General features: G+C 69.3%; 18 protein-coding genes and 2 pseudogenes. 11 read left to right on the top strand and 9 right to left on the bottom strand.

Features of this window, described 5'->3' with window-relative positions; genetic code table 11:
• Nucleotides 1-222 precede the first annotated feature (222 nt).
• Entirely contained in the window at nt 223-573 is a 351-nt protein-coding gene (locus IE248_RS32775; RefSeq protein ID WP_190032593.1) for a hypothetical protein, read from the bottom strand.
• Between the two features lie 517 nt (nt 574-1,090).
• On the opposite strand from IE248_RS32775, the gene IE248_RS32770 reads away from it, so the two are divergent.
• Entirely contained in the window at nt 1,091-1,900 is an 810-nt protein-coding gene (locus IE248_RS32770) for a hypothetical protein (protein ID WP_190032592.1), read from the top strand.
• A gap of 632 nt (nt 1,901-2,532) precedes the next feature.
• Entirely contained in the window at nt 2,533-2,907 is a 375-nt protein-coding gene (locus tag IE248_RS32765; protein ID WP_190032591.1) for a hypothetical protein, read from the top strand.
• A gap of 74 nt (nt 2,908-2,981) precedes the next feature.
• On the opposite strand, the gene IE248_RS32760 is transcribed toward IE248_RS32765, so the two are convergent.
• A complete protein-coding gene (locus tag IE248_RS32760; RefSeq protein WP_229895705.1) occupies nt 2,982-4,091 on the bottom strand; it encodes an alpha/beta hydrolase in 1,110 nt (369 codons plus the stop codon).
• A gap of 369 nt (nt 4,092-4,460) precedes the next feature.
• On the opposite strand from IE248_RS32760, the gene IE248_RS32755 reads away from it, so the two are divergent.
• Nucleotides 4,461-4,991 (top strand): hypothetical protein, encoded by a 531-nt coding sequence (locus IE248_RS32755; protein ID WP_190032589.1) that lies wholly within the window; start codon nt 4,461-4,463, stop codon nt 4,989-4,991.
• 820 nt (nt 4,992-5,811) lie between these two features.
• Here the strand turns inward: IE248_RS32755 and IE248_RS32750 are convergent.
• Nucleotides 5,812-6,528, bottom strand: a complete 717-nt coding sequence (locus IE248_RS32750; RefSeq protein ID WP_190032588.1) for a hypothetical protein — start codon at nt 6,526-6,528, stop codon at nt 5,812-5,814.
• 523 nt (nt 6,529-7,051) lie between these two features.
• Between IE248_RS32750 and IE248_RS32745 the strand changes: the two genes are divergently transcribed.
• Together IE248_RS32745 and IE248_RS32740 are read left to right on the top strand one after the other, a co-directional pair.
• Complete coding sequence (locus tag IE248_RS32745; RefSeq protein WP_190032587.1) at nt 7,052-7,798, top strand: hypothetical protein; 747 nt, start codon at nt 7,052-7,054, stop codon at nt 7,796-7,798.
• 5 nt (nt 7,799-7,803) lie between these two features.
• Nucleotides 7,804-8,151 (top strand): hypothetical protein, encoded by a 348-nt coding sequence (locus IE248_RS32740; protein WP_190032586.1) that lies wholly within the window; start codon nt 7,804-7,806, stop codon nt 8,149-8,151.
• A 19-nt stretch (nt 8,152-8,170) separates the two neighbouring features.
• On the opposite strand, the gene IE248_RS32735 is transcribed toward IE248_RS32740, so the two are convergent.
• Complete coding sequence (locus tag IE248_RS32735; protein ID WP_100582038.1) at nt 8,171-8,758, bottom strand: flavodoxin family protein; 588 nt, start codon at nt 8,756-8,758, stop codon at nt 8,171-8,173.
• Nucleotides 8,759-8,987: 229 nt separating this feature from the next.
• Here IE248_RS32735 and IE248_RS32730 point away from each other — a divergent pair, with 229 nt between their 5' ends.
• Complete coding sequence (locus tag IE248_RS32730) at nt 8,988-9,716, top strand: TetR/AcrR family transcriptional regulator (RefSeq protein WP_073798167.1); 729 nt, start codon at nt 8,988-8,990, stop codon at nt 9,714-9,716.
• Nucleotides 9,717-10,576: 860 nt separating this feature from the next.
• Here the strand turns inward: IE248_RS32730 and IE248_RS32725 are convergent.
• Both IE248_RS32725 and IE248_RS32720 read right to left on the bottom strand, forming a co-directional pair.
• Nucleotides 10,577-11,020, bottom strand: coding sequence for a DUF732 domain-containing protein (locus tag IE248_RS32725; RefSeq protein WP_073798165.1), 444 nt, complete (start codon nt 11,018-11,020; stop codon nt 10,577-10,579).
• A 99-nt stretch (nt 11,021-11,119) separates the two neighbouring features.
• A complete protein-coding gene (locus IE248_RS32720) occupies nt 11,120-11,482 on the bottom strand; it encodes a hypothetical protein (RefSeq protein WP_190032584.1) in 363 nt (120 codons plus the stop codon).
• 898 nt (nt 11,483-12,380) lie between these two features.
• Between IE248_RS32720 and IE248_RS32715 the strand changes: the two genes are divergently transcribed.
• The 3 genes and pseudogenes from IE248_RS32715 to IE248_RS32705 form a co-directional block, all read left to right on the top strand.
• The gene (locus tag IE248_RS32715) at nt 12,381-12,632 is read left to right on the top strand and encodes a hypothetical protein (RefSeq protein ID WP_190032583.1); all 252 of its coding nucleotides are present in this window, start codon (nt 12,381-12,383) and stop codon (nt 12,630-12,632) included.
• An 81-nt stretch (nt 12,633-12,713) separates the two neighbouring features.
• On the top strand, nt 12,714-13,016 hold the full coding sequence (locus IE248_RS32710) for a helicase associated domain-containing protein (RefSeq protein ID WP_373301683.1): 303 nt from the start codon (nt 12,714-12,716) through the stop codon (nt 13,014-13,016).
• Between the two features lie 516 nt (nt 13,017-13,532).
• Nucleotides 13,533-13,685, top strand: a pseudogene (locus tag IE248_RS32705) (IS5/IS1182 family transposase); the annotation flags it as partial.
• A 6-nt stretch (nt 13,686-13,691) separates the two neighbouring features.
• Here the strand turns inward: IE248_RS32705 and IE248_RS32700 are convergent.
• From IE248_RS32700 to IE248_RS32690, 3 genes are read right to left on the bottom strand one after another with little or no spacing between them, the layout of a single operon-like run.
• Complete coding sequence (locus tag IE248_RS32700) at nt 13,692-14,957, bottom strand: multidrug effflux MFS transporter (protein ID WP_190032582.1); 1,266 nt, start codon at nt 14,955-14,957, stop codon at nt 13,692-13,694.
• 3 nt (nt 14,958-14,960) lie between these two features.
• Nucleotides 14,961-15,605, bottom strand: coding sequence for an NAD(P)-dependent oxidoreductase (locus IE248_RS32695; RefSeq protein WP_037796701.1), 645 nt, complete (start codon nt 15,603-15,605; stop codon nt 14,961-14,963).
• A 23-nt stretch (nt 15,606-15,628) separates the two neighbouring features.
• Nucleotides 15,629-16,381: an MBL fold metallo-hydrolase gene (locus tag IE248_RS32690; RefSeq protein WP_190032581.1), complete on the bottom strand. Its 753-nt coding sequence runs from the start codon at nt 16,379-16,381 to the stop codon at nt 15,629-15,631.
• A gap of 81 nt (nt 16,382-16,462) precedes the next feature.
• On the opposite strand from IE248_RS32690, the gene IE248_RS32685 reads away from it, so the two are divergent.
• Both IE248_RS32685 and IE248_RS32680 read left to right on the top strand, forming a co-directional pair.
• Nucleotides 16,463-17,092 (top strand): winged helix-turn-helix transcriptional regulator, encoded by a 630-nt coding sequence (locus IE248_RS32685; RefSeq protein WP_190032580.1) that lies wholly within the window; start codon nt 16,463-16,465, stop codon nt 17,090-17,092.
• 192 nt (nt 17,093-17,284) lie between these two features.
• Nucleotides 17,285-17,630: pseudogene (locus IE248_RS32680) on the top strand (helix-turn-helix domain-containing protein); the annotation flags it as partial.
• Nucleotides 17,631-17,643 lie beyond the last annotated feature (13 nt).

Genomic DNA, 17,643 nt, shown 5'->3' with positions numbered 1-17,643 from the left:
CGCAGCACTGACATCACGCTGCCGCACCACCACCGACAAAAACCCGCAGATCATCAGCTTCGCTCCGGACTGGTTCGGGGTTCCGCTGCGCTCCACCCCGACCCGGCTGCGGAGCAGCCGGGTCTGACCCCGTTTCACGGAGTCCGGGCCTTCGGCCCATTGGGTGGGTCCGCTTCGCTCCCCCACCCTGGCCCTCCAGGGCCAGACTTTCAGACTCAACGACTACAGGGTGTCCCGTGACGTGTCCGGCTGCCAAGTGCTGGAGGCGATACCTAAATCCTTCCGCATCTCGTCCCTGGCCGCAGTCAACCGATCCCACAACTCGCCCCTGCGTATTTCCAGCTCTTGCAAAGCAGCCTCCCGATCCGAGGTACCCCTACGTAGTCCCTGCACAAGGCCGTACATCTGTCGAAGGGAGCCCTTGACCGCTCCCAGCGCAACTAGCACCTCATCGGACACACTCATCTGCGCTTCCGCATGCTGCGCAACATAAGCCGCCCAGACGCTGTCCATCGCAGCACCGGTCTCCGGCTCGACACTCCCCGAATCCCGGAATTCGATGCTCCACGACACCACCGCATCCCTGGCACTGCGAGCAGCAGCGTTGATCCTGGCGTAAGACGCTCGTCGCACCTCAAGGACCTGGGTGTCCCAAGCGTGCTTCCGATCCTCCAACCGATGCTGGTCCAAACGTTCCCGGTCTTCCCTCCGAAGCCGCTCTGCCCCCCGTTGCGTCAACAGCACTGAAATGAGCGTAATCAGACCCCCCAGAGCAGCAGCCCCAAGAGTAAGTAACGCCGGCCCCATCGAACCCCCTCCGTCGACTCCCCGGCCGTACCCGCAACCCCCTTACATCAACCCGGGCAACCCCCTCCCTTTCGCGGGGGCCTGACCCACGGCCCGTGGGGGTGAGCCCGCTCCGCGGGCCGCCAGCAGCACGGCAGGAGCCACAGCCCCAAAAACCATCCGCCCCCAACGCCGGTGCGCAGCCTGAGTGGGCTGGCACTCTGTGTGTCAGGCCAGCTACAGATTGGTCACCGCTACGAGACCCAGCCAGCCGCACCCTGCGATTTTCGCCAAAATCCTGAGCATGGCTACCCCCACCCAACAGACCGAGGTTCGCGCGGTGTACGGCGCCTGCCGACTCGGCAAAAGCGAACTCAACCGCCTGTTCAGCCTGGCCCCCGAAGGCATCCCCGCCGTGTCCGTGGCCATATCCACTCAACGCGACAGCACCCGATACAGCGCCGGCACTCTTACAGGCCTCATCGAACATATCCGCGACGCCAACGCAAGCGGAAACCTCGACTCCTGGGACAACCTCAACCTCGAAGCCGCAGACAACACCGGCGACCGCAAGATCACCATCAAGATCGACACCGGCCGCGTGGAAGTACAGGTCGCCGGCGGCGACGCCACATGGGTCCACGGTCAAGCAGCACGGATCGACCTCCTACTGAAAGGCGCCGGAGGAAGGAATCACGCTGCAGAAGCCGATCGGGCAGCAGCCGCCTCGAAAGATGCCCTAACAGCCTCCATCGCAGTGATACTGCTGGCCGGAGGCCTACTGCTCGGCTGGAAAGTGACCGACGTCGGACGCGCACGCGGGATGGAGCTATTCGCGGATATGGCCATGGGCACCCTGATCGGCGCAGGGCCCGTTGCGCTCGCAGGACTTGCAGCCTTCTTCTTCGCCCGCCGCACAAACCGCGCCCGCCTCACACCGACAGCTGAAGTCCCACACGGCCATTGGTGGCACCGAGCCTCCACCACAGACAAAATCGCTCTATGCGCCCTGACCGTAGCGATCCTGACATTCCTCGCGACTCTCACCATGAACATCATAAACACCGAAGAACACATCGCAGTACCCGAAAAGCAGGCTCAACAAGCAAGATAGCCACGAACCTCAAAGCCACTCCCACCCAGCCCCTCGGAAGCGGCCGGGGAACCGCTCCGGGCAATCGCGATCAGGGGCCAGGTAGTGAAGGCTTCAGCTATCTCGACGTCGAACAAACCGCAACGGCGATCAGGGCCCGATCGCCACGCGGACCAACCGGCAACAGGAAAAAGGGCAGAGGCCCGAGCCGGCTCCTGGCCACCGAAGCCGGCCCGGGCTAGGAAACCAGGTACTCCACGGGCGGGAACCTCAATGCTTCAAACAAAACTACGGATAGAAAATGGACCTTCGGCCTCCGGCCCTACCGCACCAGATTGGGCGTGGATGTCGAGGATCGCTAGAACTGCGCAGTTGCACTGACCGCCGACAAGTGGAGTCGCGTGTCCCTGGCTGACCTTCATACCTGTCATGCGCCGAGTCCCTTGGCTGTACCGGATGACGGGCGGTGCTGTCAGTCGTATGCCGATACAGGTCAGTTGGGTGCCGAAGGGCTGGGATACATGGAATCGGGGCGGCCGGCTGTGCTGTCCAGTGCTCGGCGGGGAGAGGGGCAGCGCGTGCTGGAAAGTGGTGAGGATCCTGTGAGCGGCCCTGCGGCCGTGTTCCTGCCCCGGGCCGGACGGGCGGCTGCCATGCCCCGCCTGCTGGACCTCGATGAGCGCGGCGAGCTGACATCTGCTCACGTAGGCCTGGTCGCCCAGGCGCTGGGGAAGTCGGAGCGGACCGTGTGGCGGTGGCTGGCCGCAGCCAAGGAAGACCTCCTGCCCCGCGCGCTCTGCCCCGGCGCAGAGCCCACCGCGGCGGTCGCCTACGCAGCAGAACCCGAACACGGGGACGACCGCTCGCCGACCGCGGTGCTCGCCGCACGACTGGCCCGAGTGGCAGACCCGCTGTACGCGGCAGCCCTCACCATCCACGCCATCACCGGAGCCAGCACAGTCGCTGAACCACTCAATCAAACTGCGCAACCCCAGGCCAGAAGGCTGACGACTACTCACCTTCGCTGACCGGCGAAAGGAATCTTGGGCACGTGTCCCATCTCCGATGGCTCACATTCGAGTGGCAGAGAGGTCGGAACGGTTCACTTCGCGGCGACCGGGCCGCGCATCCGGTCGCTCATCCACTTCAGGTCACCGTTGAACAGGGTGTCCGTGTACTTGTAGCCGTCGTGGCCGCCCTCGAAGGAGGTCACCTTGGTCTCGATCGGGCCCTTGGTGATCTCCTGGCGGAGCTTGTCGAGCGCCGCGACCTCCGCCTTGGGCTCCTTCGTGCCCATCAGGAAGGAGATCGACACCTTGTGGCCGTTGGTGGGACCGGTCGCCGCCGAGGGCGAGGGGCTGTTCTTGGGCTTGGGGCTGGCCTTCGCGTCGGCCTTGGCGCTGCTGGAAGGGCTGCTCGAGGGACCGCCCGCGCCGCCGCTCTTCTTGATCAGCTGCTCGGCCAGCCAGGCCGGGCTGTTCTCCTGCTTCTCCTTCGGGTGGCCGTTCCACAGCGGGGAGTCGGGGGCCGCATCGGGCCCGCCGGCGATCGCCACGCTGAACCGCTCGGGGTACTGGAGCACCATCTTCATGCCCACGTAGCCGCCGGAGGAGGAGCCGAAGAAGCCCCAGCCCTTCGGGTCGGCGTAGGTGCGGAAGTTCTCCCGCACCAGGTCCGGGACGTCGTCCGAGATCCAGGTGCCCATCTTGGGCTGCCCCGGTATGTCGCTGCCGTCGTAGTAGGTGTCCTTGTTGGCGTTCAGGACCGGCATAATCACGATGAAGGGCAGGCTCTCGCCCTTGTCGGCGGCCTCCCCTATCCGCTCCTGAAGGCGGAACTCCTTGGAGAAGAAATAGTTCGTCGGGTAGCCCACGGCACCTGGCAGCGCCATCAGGACCGGGAAGGCGCTGTTCTTGTACTCGGGCCGGTAGTACTGTTTCGGGACCCAGGCCCACACCCGGCCGGTGAAGCCGGACTTCGCCCCCTTCAGGTCGACGTGCACCACCTGCGTCCCGTCCGCCAGCGTCCTCTGCGGGTCCCACGTCCGCGGGTTGGTCGGCATCCGTACGTCACTGGCGGCCTGAGTCTCCCCCGGCTTCGCCGACTCCTTCGGGGCGAAGGAGACTGGATCTCCGTCGCTGGAGCAGCCGGACAGCGCGGTGACGGCGGACAGGACGAAGGCCGCGCAGAGCGTGGCGGAACGGTGTTTCACTCGGACTCCGGCGCAGACTGAAGGATCTCGAACACGGTCTCGAACGGACCTCGCAGGTATAGATCGATACGGCCACATTTTGGTTCCATCGAAGCGCCACGAGGTTCGTCAGGGCGCGACCCGTTGCAGAACGGTGCGGGTGGCTGGGCCATAGGGGCCCGGGGGATCGGCGGCGACGGCCGCCGCGACGGTGGACCGGCCGGGAGGAGGACCTCGTACCGGCCCGTGCGGCGACGATGATGCGGCTCTCGAAATTTGGCTGCGGCGGATATTTCGTGAAGCACGTGATGGCGGTGGGGCCGACAGCTGGGTCATGCTTGATCGCTAGCGCCGGAGCGCGGGGTCCGGCGTGGCTCTTGGGGGTCCGCGGTGGTGGTCGGTGAGCTGGTGCGCGCAGAACTGCGACGGGTCGATTGGGCTTCGTTGAAGTGCGGCTGCGGCGATTCTGCGGAGCATGTGCCCCTTCTGTTCGAGGCGATCATCACTGCTGAGACGCCCCGGGACATGATCGGGTACACCCTTGATGATCACGTCGAGGGAGACACCGTCATCTTCGAGTGCACACCGTCCGCGGTTGGCGTGATCATGGCCGCGCTGGCGGGCGACCTCTCGGCACTGGCCCGAGACGTGCTGCTGCAGACCTTGTTGTTCGTGGCCGCGGGTTCCGGCGACTATGAACTGGATACAGAAGGCGCGGGTCTGGGCGACAGATGCAGGCACCACGCTCAAGAGGGGTTCTGGGGGCTCGTCCAGATCGGGCTCACGGGCACTGCGGAAGACGCCGAAACGGTCGCCGACATCTGTGAGTACTTCAAGCTGGGCGGTGACAAAGCCGCCTTCTACCAGGCCGAGCTTAGCGACCGCGTGCGCGAGAAGACCAAGCGCGGGCGACGCGTCTGAAGCTGTGAGGGTCATGGTGGCTGTGCGAGGACGAGGGTTCGCAAGAGGGAGAAGGACGCTCGGCCGTATGACCGGCGTTTGTTCAGTTTGATGCGGTGTGACCTGGCCCTCGACGGCGCCTGAGCTCCAGCGGAGCGTGAGGCCGTTGACGACGGCGGCCCAGTCGTTCTGGAGGAACGCGGCCGTGCGCTGGTACCGCATGGCCGCCACCGCCGCCGACCAGTCCGAGACCCGGGTACACGGGTGTGGGTACGCGGACGGGCGGCGATCGCCCTCGGGTACGAGGGCGCCTCGCTCGGCGTCGCGGACGTCTTCGCCGACCAAGCCCTCGCTCGGTCTACTGAACGATCTACGGCAAAGCCCACGCCGCAGCCCTCCGAGGCGACCGCACCACCGCCCTCGACCTCGACGCGCAAGGCCGGCGCATCTACGACACGGCGGGTTCGTACGAGCAGACCTCGGACTACGCCGTGCCGTAGTGGCGGCTCAACATGTTCCGCTCCCTGCTCCTGGCCCGCCTCGGCGAAGAAACACGCCGCAACCGACGCGCAGGACCAAGCGCTCGCCGAGCTCCCCCAATGGTTTTCGATCTATTTCGTCGCAAAGGTGAGGCCAAGGCTTCGGCGTAGTCGCGTGCTGTCCGGTTCACGTGGATTTGCCACGTGGCCTCGAACGAGTTTGTTGGCTCCACGGGAACGACTGGTCGGGGGTCGTTCACAAACAAAGTGCTCCTCGAAGAAGATCACTTCCTTCTCTTCGGCCTGGTCCCAGCCAAAGAGGATGTGCGTCACCGAGCGGAATCCTGCGTACGTGTTGACGATCACTCCTTGAGGCGTCGCAGCGCGGCACGTATCTCCCCGGCTCTCCTGCTGCCGAGCAGGTCGAGCACCGCCTCCACGACCTGCACCCCCTGCGCGGCGAGCACGACGGCGGCCTGATCCGCCGGAAGTGGATCGACCTGCCCGGCCAGCCGCTCGGCGAGGTCCGTCTCACCACGAGGTGAAGGTAGTTGAGCACGCTCGGGTCGACGGGTAAGCGCAGCGGGAGCCACGGCCGGGGGTTCAGGAGTGGGGAGTTCGGGGGTCGCGAACCCCGGCAGTGTATGTCCGGGAGGCCACGTGCTGCGGTGCGCCATCGCCGACGCGACGACGCACAGCCACGGAGCCCACGCACCCGAGAAGAGCAGAGGCGGTCCTCCGGCGAAGGCGAAGTTCACCGCGCGTCCGTCGGGTGACGGCGTGAGCGACAGCAGCCGCTCCATCTCGTACACCTCGGCTCCTGTCCCGAAGAACCCGATGAGCCGCTGGTCGGTGAGCACCAGCCGGATCTCCCCTTCCCACCGCCACTGGAGCGCAGCCATCCGCTCGGCCTGCCGCCGCACCTTCGCGTTGTGCATCTCCCCTGTGACGATGCCGAACGCGAGGAAGAGCGGACTCCCTTGGACGGCGTACCCGCTTGCGTACTCGACCCCCGTGCCGTAGAAGGCATGACACCCCACCACGATGTCCGTGTACTGGTGCTCCCCCTGCCGTGTCACGACGGTCGGTTCCACCGGCGCGAGCACCTCCCCCGCGGTCAGCCTCCCCACCAGCTCCCGCACGGCGTCGTCCGGGGACCGCTCTCCCCGCCGCCTCCTCAGCCACCCCATGGCCTTACCCCCGTCCGATATGCCCGGCCACGTCCGCCACTCATAGTGCCGCAATGCACCCCGCAGCCGCAGGGGGATGCTCCGGAAGGCGATCCGTTTCACGCGTCGACGCGGGGGCGTAGCAGGAGCCTGGGGACGAAGCGAGCGGCACCGAACCCCGGATACGGCCCGACCGAGGCCGCCTCCGGGACGACGGGGGACGACGGGGGACGACGGGGGACGACGGTATGGCGCGGGACGACAGTCTGGAGGGGGAAGACCGCACGGTCATCGACTGGCGTCCGGTGAACGGACCGTTGGACGCCGGACTGCGGCCGGCGCAGGTCGTGGCGCGGCGCGGCGCAGCAGACAGGTACGGCTGCCTCCGGCGCTGGAGGCGTCGCGGGAGGCGTCCGCGCTGCGCGAGCGGCTCGTGGCCGCCGAGACGGGAGACCCCGGCGCGCTGCTCAGCGCGGACGCGCGCATGGAATGGACCGGACTGCGGTTACGCCACCCTGCAGCGGAGACGGACCCCGGCGGTCTGCCGCTGGTGGTGATGGCCTTGTGGTGCCGGGTGCTGGCCGGTGAGCAGACCGATTTCGAGCGGTTCCGGCGGGAGGAGTCCCTCACGCGCGCGCAGCGTCTGCTGGAGCGGGTGCGGCGAGAAGCGGGAGGAGGCGGTCCGCACACGTTCGCCGCCAGTGTCGAACTCGTCCAGGTGCTCGCCGTGCGCTTCGACCACACAGGGGAGGCGCTCGCGCTGGAGCGTGCAGCCGTGGTGCTGGCGGACCTGGAGCGCGGATCGTCACCGCCGGAGCGCGCGGCCGTGACCGAACTCGGCTGCCTGGTACACCGGTTGCGGTACGAGCTGCACGGTGACCCGGCCGACCTCGACCGCGCGGTCGACGCCGGCGCGGAGTCCCTGCGGCTGACCGGCGCGCCGTCCGTGCGCAACAACCTGGCGCTCGCGCAGTGGCAGCGGTTCGTGGTCCGGGGTGAGCGCGGCGACCTCGACGACGCGATCCGGGGACAGTCGGAGCTGCTCGCCGCGACTGCCCCCGAGGCGTCCGCATGGCCGGGGAGAGCGGCGAACCTGGCGGCGATGCTGCACCGTGCGCGCCGCCGCCGGTCGGGCGGACCCCTGCCGGTCGCGCCCTCGGCGGCTTCCGGTCCCACCTAGCCGTCATGCTGAGGGACCGCTTCGTCGCGCAGGGTGCCGACGAGGACCTGCTGTTGGCGCTGGAACAGTTGCGGCAGGCGGTCGCCGCGACCCCGGCCGGCAACAGGCACCGCGCCGGGTACTTGGCCAGCCTCGGTGCCACGCACGCGCTGCGGCATCGCGCGTTCGGGAGCGTCGCCGACCTCGACGCGGCCGTGCAGGCGCTGTTCCGGGCCGCTGACTCCGGAGTCGCGGGAAGCGTGCACCACTCGGCACGCATGGCCGACCTCGCGGAGGCGCTGCGCACCAAGGCCAGTCAGTCGGACTCGGCCGTCCTGCTGTACCAGGCCGTCGAGACCGAATCTGGAAGGTGATTTCTGGCGACCCCTTGTGTCAGTGCGCTGCGGCGGCCAGTCCGGCGCGGTGGATGCGGGTGTGCTCGGCGACGCGCCGGCCGAGGTGGCGGGCGGTGTTCAGGTCCGCGTCGTGGACCGCCGGGGTGTCGTTGAAGCTCTGGGCGCCGGCACCGAGGTAGAAGCCGAGGCGGTTGTCGTCCTGGGGGCTGGAGGTGGTGGTGTTCCAGCCCGGCAGAAGGTTCAGGCTCACCCAGAGCATTCCGTGCTGGGCCGCCAGGAGCGAGAGGTACTGCAGGGTGTGCAGCTTGTCGCCGCTCATGGAGCCGGAGTTGGTGAATCCCGCCGCGAGCTTGTCGCTCCAGGCGCGGGTCATCCAGCGCTTGCTGCTGGCCTCGGCGAAGGCGTGGAACGCCCCGGACGCGGTGCCCATGTAGGTGGGAGTGCCGAAGATGATGGCGTCCGCGGCGTCCATCAGTTCCCAGTCAGCGTCACTGAGGGAGGCGACGTCCACGGGTTGGACCTGTGTCCCGGCGATGGAGCGCGCGCCGTCCGCGACGGCTGTGGCGATCTGCGCGGTGTGGCCGTAGCCGGAATGCGACGCGATGACGATCGAGATGTCGGACATGGGATGTTCCTCTCCTGCCGTGATGGCGGGTGTTCGGTGGTGGTCCGGCGGACGACGCGTTGCCCGCTGTGGCGGTCGGCCGCACGGCTCCACGAGTGCACCGGCCGGGGTGCGGCGCGTGCCCGGATGTCGCGGGTCGGCGCCGACCACCATCAGTGGGTATCGCTGTTCCGGTTACAACCGTAGCACCGATAAGGCGCTGATTCGCAAAATGCGATATCGTTGTTCCATGAACGAGGGACGACGCGCCGCGCGGCGCCAGGTGCTGCAGGTGGCCGCCAAGCTCTTGGAGGAGGGCGGCAGCGAGGCGGTCTCCACCCGCGCTGTCGCCGCAGCCGCGGGCATCACGGCCCCCGCGCTGTACCGGATGTTCGTCGACAAGGACGGACTCCTGGCCGAGCTGGCCGCCTACGGGTTCGAGATGTACCTGGCCGAGAAACGCGAGGCACTGGCGCTGACCCCCGACGACCCGGTGGCCGACCTCTACCGCGGCTGGGACCTGCACGTCGACTTCGGAGTGCGGCACCCCGCGTTCTACATGCTCATGTACGGCACAGTGCAGCCCGGGCGGCGACCCCCGGCCGCGGACGAGGCGCACGCCCTGCTGGTGACACTGCTGGGCCGGGCGGCCGAGGCCGGGCGCCTTCGGGTTCCGGTGGCGCAGGCGACCCACGTCATCCACGCGGCGACAACGGGCGCCACGCTGGCACTGATCGGCGAAGAGCCCTCGGAGCGGGACCTGACCACGTCGGCACGATTGCGGGACACCGTCATCGCCTCGATCACCACGGACCCGCCCGCCTCATCCGGGTCGGACCTGGCCTCGCGCGCACTCGCCCTCGACGCCGCACTGGAAACCGCGCTCACCACCAAACCTGCGGCTGCCGACGCGGGGTTGACTCTGCGAGACACCGAGACGGCGCTGCTCCGCGAATGGCTTCAGCAGCTGGCAGGCTGAACCGGGCCGCCTCGGTGGGCGTTCAGTCACGGAGGTCCGCTGCAAGGCCCTCCAGCAGTTAGCTGCTGTGGCTGCTGCCCCGCCCCGTTGCCGTGTCCTTGGGCTGGTCTCTCCGCTCGTCCGCTCGTCTGGCGGGCTTCGCCCGCCCGGGCCGGCTCTGACTCAGGAAGCCAGGACGGGCAGCAGTCTCAGGAGTGGCCTCCTGCGGCGAGCCCGACCGGTCAGTAGCCCGGGCTCGTCCGGTTCAACGTCGGCCGGGCGGCCTTCCGAGGCGGACCGGACCGACACCAAGACCGGCCTGCTCCTGGCCGGAACACCCCCGCGTCGGCGGGGAGCACTTCACACCCGTCTCACTGCCCGTCGAGCGCCGCTTTGCGGAGCCGACCTGCTCTGCCGGGCGGCGAATCGGATGATGCCTGGTTGGCCTACCCGCCCTGCTGGATAGCGGTAGAGACGTCGGAGATGTCGTATCCGGTCTCCAGTACGGCGTGGGTGAGCGCGATCAGGGCGAGGGTCTGTGCATGAACCCCCGGGTCGGTCACATTTCAAGGGCCTGCTCGGCGCGCTCGGCATAGGCCTTCGCTACGGAGTAGTGATTCTCCCTGGGCATTTCTCCCCCCTCCTGTTGGCACTGGGGGTCAATGCCCGAAAACGCCGACAGAGGTCACCTGCTGACCGGCTCCGGGTACCGCTCCCGCCGGCGGCCCTGGGCTCCGATGCGCTTGCCCTGCAACTTGCCCTAGGCCTCCCGGGGTTGGGATGGGTGGCCATGCCGGACCCAGTCTGTGGGGTGCCGCCCGGGGCTCCGTCCCGGGCGGCCGTACCCGCACCCACTTGCACCGTGGTGGTCTGTGGGCCCGTCAGTACGTGGGGCAGAGGTTGGTCTGTACGGCGGCGAGGATGAAGGCGGCCTTGGTGGGGCCGAAGCCGTCCGGATGGTTGGGGCTGATGAAGCGCCGGTTCGTGGACTCGACACGCTTGGTCGGGTCCTTCTGGTCCTTCATGGACTGGCACTGGCTCAGCCCGCGGCTGATGGCCTTGTCGTCCTTGCCGTTGACGATCTCGGGGTCGATCTTGTTGAGCGCGGCGAGGTAGATGGTGCGCTGCTCGGGGGCGGGGCTGGGCGGGATGCCGGCGGCTGCGGCTGCGGAGCTGAGCGCCTCGGGGGCGGTGCTCGACTGCGGTGCGGACGTCGGGGCGCCGACCTTGGCGTCGGGCTTGGGCTTGCTGGTGACGGCCTCGGAGCAGCCGGTGAGGGCGAGGAGGCCGGCGGCCGCGAGGAGGGTGATGTGGTGTGTGCGCATCGCGTCATGGTGTCGGCGCCTGGGCCGGTATGGGTGGGCTGTGACTGATCCGTGACGCATTTATTTGCAGGGGTCTGACGAGCCGTCCGAGGAGGACGGCTACATCGGGCGCGGGTCAGGGATCGCGTAGGTGATTCCGATATCTCCGGCGGAGATCGCGGCGAGCGCCACGACTTTCCAGATCGCGGCGGGAACGCCAGGCCTGGGCCCGTCGAATGTGTCGTTCAGTAGATCCACGGTCAACCCCACGGACTTGCCGTCCGGCCCCTTGGCCGAGAACTTGACTTTGTTCGCTGTCCACGGTCCATCGTGGACAGCGACGAACTCCACCGAGGCCTGGTAGCCCTCGAAGTCCTTGCCGTTCTGGGTGAGGGTGAGGCTGCCCTGCTGAAGATGGATGCCGACGTCAACCTTGGTCTCGTCCTGCACGGTGACGGGTTCGCCTTTGGCGCTCAGGCCCATGGTGTTCTCCAAGGAAGAGGGGGTTGGGGACTGAAGGTGCGCCCGATCAACGATCGCCCCCTGCGCGCCTGGGCTACACGCAGCACGCCGGTCTCGGTGACGAGGACCGTTACTAGCCTGCTGGTGACGAGTGGCTCAGCCGGAATCCCACCACGGTCGTCGGCATCGGAGCCTCCCCACTCACTGCCCGGAACGGCTCACACGACGTTAGCCGGGGCGTCCGCTGCGGCGTGGGTGAATCCCGTATCGGCTTCGGGCAGCGCCGCACTTGGCCCGACGGACACCGGTCAGCGATCTGCCGCCGTCCACCGGTCCTCGCTCTCGGACCAGCGCGGTCGGTCCGGATCCCGGTTCCCCAGCTGACACAGGGCATGCGCGCTCCAGACGGCCCGGGCCGCGAGGGCAACCGGGCGACAACGGCTTCGCCGCCGTTTAGTGCCGATCATCGCTCGATATGCATGGTGGCGTTCGCGATCCCCGCTGGGGTCCCCGTGCTACGAGAAGAGGAAATCGGATGAAAGTTGGCTGGCTCGGAGCGTGCGCGCTGGCGGGTTCCCTCGCGTCCGGCGCGCTCATGGGCTGGGCGGCCCCGCAGGCGCAGGCGCTGGAGCAGGCGGCACCGTCCTCACGGCAGTCGGCGCCACCGCAGCCGTGCCACGACGGGCCCCACGGGTCCGACGGGGAGTGCGGCGGCGGGCAGCCCGGCCCGCCCGGACCTGCCGGACCCGCGGGGCCTGCCGGTCCCGCCGGGGCGGCGGGACCGGCGGGACCGGCGGGAGCAGCCGGGGCGGCAGGTGCCGCAGGGGCGGCGGGTGCGGCCGGGGCCGCCGGTGCACAGGGCCCCGCAGGGCCTGCCGGACCCGCCGGACCCGCCGGGCCGCCCCTCACCCTCCAGCAGGTGCTCGGGCCCGAGGTGACCATCGCTCCCGGCACCGCGGTCGGCAGCACCGCGCAGTGCCCGGCAGGGCAGAAGGCGATCTCCGGAGGCTTCCGCTCGTCGTTCGGGGTCACCGTGAACGTGTCCCAGCAAGCCAGCGTCAGTGGCCCGGCCGCGGGAGACGCGTGGATGGTCCAGGCTTACAACCCCACGGAGTCCACCAACGCCGTGGTCCAGGCGTACGCCTACTGCGCTCCCGTGACGCTCGCCTGACGGACACCGTCGCGACGGGCGCGACGAGGCCGTCTCCGTCAGCGGGCGCACCGCGCCTGCGGACGGGGACGGCCCGCAGCCTTGTGCGGGGCCGGTGCGCCGCCGACCCGGAGCTGTACCCGGCCACGGTCTGGGTGGCCGGTCTCGCTCGCGGGCTTCCCGCTGGGGCAGTGGGCCGCCGACGCCCGCCGGTTCTACGCCCGCGGTGAGATGGACGCGGACCGCGTCGCGCAGTTGGAAAAGCTCGGGATGGTCTGGTCGCACTTCGATGTCGCGTGGGAGGAGGGCCTGGCCGCCGCCGCGCGCGGGTGGGCTGCCGAGAACTGCCACCTCCTGGCGCCGCTGGACGCCACCTTCCAGGGCGCGGCGGTGGCATCTGGCTGAAGAACGCACGAGCCGCCGTAAAACGGGGTGAGCCGCCCGCACAGGCTGCCGCTTCGAGCAGTCCCCCAGCACGGCGGGCAAGGAGCGGCCCTCGCCGCCCGGATGGAGGCCCGGACTGCGAGGGCCACTTCGTGTGCTCAGGTACTCAGGTCGGTGCCGGGCGGGAGGTCCCGCCCGGCGAGGGCGTGGGTGAGGAGTCGGTACGGGCTCGTCCGTTCGCCGTGGATTCGGGCCTGGGCGCAGTGGAGGGTGCCGGTGAGGGCGGTCCGGGTGTCGGGGTGGATGAGGACCGGGGCGAGGGGGCGGTGTCCGGCTGCTGTTCGGGGAGCGGGCGTCCGCGTTCCGGGCCGCGCTCGTCGATCCGTACGGCAACATCGCCGCGGCGGGTCCAGGGGGCCGGACTCTGCCGGGCGGCGAGCATGGCGGTGAACTCCGCGACGGCCTTCCGGTCGCCGAGGTGCCGGGGGCCGGTGCCGTGTCCGCAGCGGCGGTAGCGGGCCGTCACGTGCGCAGCGTGCGGCGGCCCGCGCTCGCGGCGAACGGGCCATCGCCGCCCTCAAGACCCGGAGAATCCTGGTCAAGCTGCGCTGCTGCCCGCGCCGGGCCACCGCAATCGTGCAGGCCGTCCTCGTCCTGCACCACGTCGAGTCACCGCGCTGCGAAGGATGAAACGGCTCACTGGATGCCGGCTCGTTTGCGATCGATGTGCCGGCGCGGTCGCCGGTGCCCGGCAGGGCCTTGGCGAGCCGGCCTGCGAGTGCGCTCACCGGGCATCGACCGGGTGAGGACGCCGAGTGTGAGCAGAGCGAGCGCCGGCAGCACGGCGACGATGATTCCCATCGGCAAGGCGTCGGTGGCGCCACCCGCGCCGGCCAGCGGAGCGAGTGCCGCGCCGAACATGAACTGGCTGAAGCCGAGCAGAGCGGCGGCCGACCCGGCGTGTCCGCCGTGGTCGGCCAGGGCCTGGGCCGCGGCGTTCGGCATGACCAGGCCCACGCTGGAGACCAGGACGAACAGGCCGGTCAGGAGCACGGGCAGGGGTGCCCGTGTCAGCACCGCGCCCAGGACCGTGGTGCCACCGGCTGTCGCGCCCAGCAGACCGGCGAGCAGCAGCACGCGGGCGCCGGCCCGGGCCACCAGCCGTCCGCTGATCTGGGCGGCCGCAATGAGTCCGGCGGCGTTGACGGCGAACACGGCGCTGTACTGCTGCGGTGACAGGCCGTGGATTTCCTGCAGGACGAAGGGCGAGCCGGAGATGTAGGCGAACATCGCCGCGAAGACCAGGCCGTTTGCCAGGACGTACCCGGTGAAGACCCGGTCGCTGAGCAGCTGCCCGACGACAGCCGGCAGCGGCTGGCGTGACGCGGAGGGCCGGGTCTCCGGCAGTCCTGCGGCGGAGGCCGCCAGCATCACGGCGCCGAGTACGGCCAGGGCCACGAAGATTCCAGGCCAGGCCGTGACGCGCAGTAGCTGGCCGCCGAGGACCGGCGCGAACACCGGCGCCAGGCCGGTGATCAAGGTCAGTGCGGAGAAGAGACGTGCGGTGTGGGTTCCGGAGGTGCGGTCGCGGACCATGGCGTTGGCGATGACGATGCCGAACGCCCCGCCGATGCCCTGGACCAGACGTAGGCCGACGAGGGTCCGGACGTCGGGTGCCACCGCGCAGAGCGCGCTGGCGATCGTGTAGAGGGCGAGGCCCGCCAGCAACGGACGCCGCCGGCCGTAGGTGTCGCTCAGCGGCCCGGCGATCAGCTGCCCGACGGCCAGCCCGGCCAGACAGGCGGTGATGGTGAGCTGGGTGGCCGCGGCGCTGGCGCGCAGGTCGCCGGCGAGGTCCGGCAGTCCGGGCAGGTAGCCGTCGATGGACAGTGGTCCCAGGGCCACGAGCGCTGCGAGCAGGACGATGAATCGGGTGTGCAGGCCGGCGGCGTCGTTGCTCATGGCTCAGTACGCCACGGTGATGCGGCGGCGGATCGCGGTGCCGCTCTCGATCGTGTCGGCCAAGGCGATCGCGTAGTCGGCGTACGAGATGCGGCTGTTGCCGTCGTCGTCGGTGAGCAGGGTGTCCCCGGCGCTGCGGTAGGCCCCGGTCCGCTCGCCCGCTCCGATGACCGCGGCGGGCGACACGTACGTCCAGTCGAGGTCGTGCACGCCGCGGTAGAGGTCGAGCGCTTCGGACTGGGCCTCGGCATTGGCCTTCCACAGCGCGGGGAAGTCCGGGTCGTCCATGACCCGGGCGCCGGTCGGCGTGCGCAGGCTGCCGGCACCGCCGATGGTGACCAGGCGGGTGACGCCGGCTCGGCGGAGTCCGTCGATCAGCGCACGGGCGGCACCGACGATCGTGGCGCGGTCGCTTTCCTGGCCGATCCGGGGGCCGACGGCCGAGAGCACGGCGTCGTGGGAGGCGGCGAGGCCGGCGACCGCCGCGGGGTCGGTGACGTCACCGGTGGTCACGGTCAGGGCCTTGTGCTCCAGGCCGTCGACGTGGCCGGCTCGGGTGACCGCGGTGACGGTGTGGCCGCGCCGCAGCAGTTCCTCGGTGGTGGGCCGGCCTATGTTGCCGCTGGCACCGAACAGGACGATCTTCATGTGTTGCTCCTTGTTTCTGATGGTCAGAGGACGGGCTGGCCGTCGGCGATGATGGCCGCGGTGATGCCCCGCTCGTCGGCGGCGTGCTGAAAGCGCTGCTCGATGTCGGGTTGTTCGGTGTAGAACGGCGGGTTGTGGAACAGGCCGTAGTGCATGGCGCAGACGGTGTCGGCGCCGAGTACGACGGCGGCCTCGACGCCCTGCTCGGGGGTCATGGTCGCCGGGACGTTGGCCGCGTAGCCCTCGAAGTGGGCGATGACGCCGTTGACCGGGACGAACGCGACGTCGAACGGGCCGTGGTCGCGGGCGATCTGCCACCAGCTGCCGTGCCACTGGGTGTCGCCGCAGTGGATGACCCGCCGGCCGGCGCCTTCGACGACCCAGGCGACCTGGTCACAGTCGTTGCCGCGCCAGTCCAGCGAGGTAACCGGGGTGACGGTCAGCTTTCCGATGCGCCGTGACTGGCCCAGGTCCTGGGCAACGGGGGTGATGCCCGCCTCGCGCAGCCCGGCCGCGCTCGGGGTGTGGCAGCCGATCGTGCCGGTGGCCGCGATCCGGGCGATCAGGTCGTGGTCGTAGTGGTCGGGGTGCAGGTGCGTGATGAGGGCGTGGGTGCCGGGCGGGGTGTCGACCGGGTCGACCGGCCGGTGCGGCGGCCCCATCACCGGCGCCAGCGGAGCCACGTTCTCAAGGGGGTCGATCAGCAGGCGGGTGTCGCCGAGACGGATCTCGACGCCGGCCCAGGCCAGCCGACGTACGGAAAGGGTGGTGGTCATGGGCAGCGACGCTAGACCGACGTTGTTGAGAAAGTCAACAAGAGAGTTTTGAATCTCAACATCGCGATGTAGGGTGGTGGCATGCGCACCTACGGGCAGTACTGCGGCATCGCGAAAGCACTGGACACCATCGGCGACCGATGGACCCTGCTGATCATCCGCGAACTGCTCGCCCTGGGTCCTTGCCGGCACACCGACCTGCGCAACGGGCTGCCCGGGATCGCCAGCAACCTGCTGGTCGACCGGCTCCGCGAACTCGAGGAAGCCGGCCTGATCCACCGCAAGGCCGCCCCGCCACCGGTGGCCACCACCCTGTTCTCCCTCACCGAGCGTGGCCGCGCGCTGGAGCCGGTGCTGCAGGAACTGAGCCGATGGGGAATTCCGCTGTTGCGTGAGCCGGCCGGCAGCGACACCTTCCGCACCCACTGGCTGGACGTGCCCGCCCGGGCACTGACCGACCACCGCCCCGACCAGCCGGCAATCGCCCTGCAACTGCACGCCGACGGCAACGAAGACCTGGTCATCGAAGTCAAGGACGGCTCGGTGCACACCCACGCCGGCCGGGTCGACCACCCCACCGCTTCCCTGACCGGACCGCCGCACCTGCTGGCCGCGACCCTGCTCGGCGAGCTCGATCTGAGCGCCGCAGTACAGCAAGGCCTGCGGCTCAGCGGCGAATACGAGGCAGTACTGCGCATCCTGCCCCGCTGAACGACCGGCCGCTCGCGAGACTGCGACCTCAAGCTCTACCGAGTCTGCGCCGGTCTCGAAAACGGTCCATTGAGCGTTTTCCAACTGGCTTTGGGCAGCTGAGGGCGCGTATCGGGGTAGAGCGCGCGGTCGGTTGAGGCTCCCGGTAAGACAAGCAACCGACCAAGAAAGATGCCCCTCCCGGGAGCCTCGTTGCTGTCCTACCCTGCCGCGACCGCTGTCCACCCGATCGCTGAACCACCTCGCCGACCTGATCCGCACCCGTCGCCAGTAACACCGATCACACTGGCGCCGCCTCAAACCCGGCCGTCAAGCGCTCTTGGCGCTGGCCCACCTTCACAACGGCGACACGTTCACCCGGCTGGCAGCCGGCTTCCAGATCGGGGTGGCCACCGCCTGGCGCTACGTCCGCGAAGCGATCACCCTGCTCGCGGCGACCGCCGAGCACCGCAGACAGCCATGACCCGGATTCGCCTCCTGGCCTACGCGATCCTCGGCGGCACCCTTCCCGATCGACCGTGTCCACCATCGCTCGCCTTGTGGGCCTCCAT

Source organism: Streptomyces goshikiensis (genome assembly GCF_014650555.1).
In the GTDB taxonomy this organism is placed as follows: Bacteria; Actinomycetota; Actinomycetes; order Streptomycetales; family Streptomycetaceae; genus Streptomyces; species Streptomyces goshikiensis.
This window is presented reverse-complemented; position numbering and strand designations above follow the sequence as displayed.